General features: G+C 59.9%; 3 protein-coding genes. 1 reads left to right on the top strand and 2 read right to left on the bottom strand.

The window, feature by feature from the left end; translation table 11 throughout:
• Nucleotides 1-195: 195 nt before the first annotated feature.
• The gene (locus AC2VNK_RS05015; RefSeq protein WP_291525576.1) at nucleotides 196-456 is read left to right on the top strand and encodes a GlsB/YeaQ/YmgE family stress response membrane protein; all 261 of its coding nucleotides are present in this window, start codon (nucleotides 196-198) and stop codon (nucleotides 454-456) included.
• 17 nt (nucleotides 457-473) lie between these two features.
• On the opposite strand, the gene AC2VNK_RS05010 is transcribed toward AC2VNK_RS05015, so the two are convergent.
• Both AC2VNK_RS05010 and AC2VNK_RS05005 read right to left on the bottom strand, forming a co-directional pair.
• Nucleotides 474-1,172 (bottom strand): endonuclease III domain-containing protein, encoded by a 699-nt coding sequence (locus AC2VNK_RS05010; RefSeq protein ID WP_291525574.1) that lies wholly within the window; start codon nucleotides 1,170-1,172, stop codon nucleotides 474-476.
• Nucleotides 1,173-1,181: 9 nt separating this feature from the next.
• A partial coding sequence (locus tag AC2VNK_RS05005) for a pseudouridine synthase (RefSeq protein WP_486883044.1) occupies nucleotides 1,182-1,772 on the bottom strand: 591 nt, incomplete at its 5' end.

Genomic DNA, 1,772 nt, shown 5'->3' with positions numbered 1-1,772 from the left:
CCCTTCTGCCGAAATGTGAACGGACCGTTCTGACCCCACCATGCCTCACCTCCCGTTGATCTGCACTTCGTTCATTATAGAACCGGTCACGGCCAGTTGCGCTCGGAACCTGGGTATCATCCAAATGTGAAATATAGAGATCACCTCCATACTTTGCTAAGGTGAATATCCAAACCCGTCACAGGACCCTCCACCATGACTCTCCTGAGCATCATCACCTTCCTCATCATTGGCGGCATTGCGGGCTGGCTGGCGGGACTACTGATCAAGGGACGCGGCTTTGGGATCATCGGAGATATCATCGTTGGTATCATCGGCGCGTTCATCGGTGGCTTCGTACTCATCTTCTTCGGCCTGGCAGGTCTTTTCGGGGCGGGTATTATCAGCGCCATCGTTGTGGCTTTCATCGGCGCGGTCATCCTTCTGAGCATCATCAAGCTCGTCAAAAGGATATGAACTTAGCCAGATGAATGCTATGGCTGTTCTGGTTGGCGGGGGCGGCATCGCCCTGCCGCATAAGCGCAGCGCGTATTGAGCGGACAGGTATCACAGCGCGGACGAGGCCGACAGTAATCCTTGCCCAAAGAGACCAGCAGGGCATGCAGCGCATTACGTACCGCTGCGTCGCCCGGCACCAGCTCCGCCTCGATGGCAGCCTGCACCTCGGTATAGGACAGATGATCGCCTAACAGACCCACACGACCACCAATCCGGCGGGTGTAAGTGTCCACCACCATAACCGGCAGACCCAGGGCATAGAGCAGAATGGAATCTGCGGTTTCCTCACCGACACCATGGACCGCCAGCAAGTCTCGCCGCAGTGCCGGAACGGCCGCCTGCCGGGCGATCTGTTCCGGCACCGCGCCCACACCCTGCGCCTCCAGAAACTGGCACAACGCCAGCAGGCGTTTGGTCTTTATCCGATAAAATCCGGATGGCCGGAGCAGTTCAGCCAGATCACTTTCCGGTAGAGCCAAAATGACGGCCACGCTCAGGGCATCCGCCGCCCGCAGATTGGCAATCGCTTTTTCGACATTGCGCCAGGCGGTATTCTGGGTCAGGATCGCGCCCACCATGACCTCAAAGGGCGACTGCGCGGGCCACCACTCCTGCGGGCCAAAAGCCTCTTGCAGCGTCCTGAATACGGCTAACCAACCATTTTCCCCACGCATCGATAGGCTCTAATCCCGGACCACCCGACGTCCCTGCCCCGTTCGGCCACGCGATGCCCCCTGTCGGGCTTCTCGCCGACTGTTATTTTTGCGCGGTTCGGACACATCTGTCCCTCGTCCCGCTTTGTCAGGAGGCGGTGTCGCGGGGTTGACCCACTGCACGCTGGCGAGCAAGGCTTCGCGCTCTTCGTCGGGCAATTCGTCAAAGTAACCGGTCTTGAGCAAACGCGGCATTTCCGCCACCCCGTAGCGCACCCGGATCAGGCGACTCACGGTTAGGCCGACTGCCTCGAAGAGTCGTCGCACTTCGCGATTACGCCCCTCGGCCAGAGTGACGTGATACCAGTGATTGAGGCCCTCACCACCGGCTTCCTGCACGGTCGTAAAACGCGCCTCACCGTCTTCCAGCGCCACACCCTGCAACAAACTGGTCTGCTGCTCCGGACTCACCACCCCCATCACCCGGACGGCATATTCCCGTTCGATACCCGCGCGCGGATGCATCAGCGCGTTGGCGAGGTCGCCGTCATTCGTCAGCAGTAACAAGCCTTCGGTGTTGTAGTCGAGACGCCCGACCGCAATCCAGCGGCTACCGCGCAG

This window comes from Acidithiobacillus sp. TH-A35 (assembly GCF_057473505.1).
This window is presented reverse-complemented; position numbering and strand designations above follow the sequence as displayed.

Bases quoted from the DNA above. Each gene is read 5' to 3' on its own strand.
- AC2VNK_RS05015 (WP_291525576.1), top strand. From the start codon at position 196: ATGACTCTCCTGAGCATCATCACCTTCCTCATCATTGGCGGCATTGCG.
- AC2VNK_RS05010 (WP_291525574.1), bottom strand. From the start codon at position 1,172: ATGCGTGGGGAAAATGGTTGGTTAGCCGTATTCAGGACGCTGCAAGAG.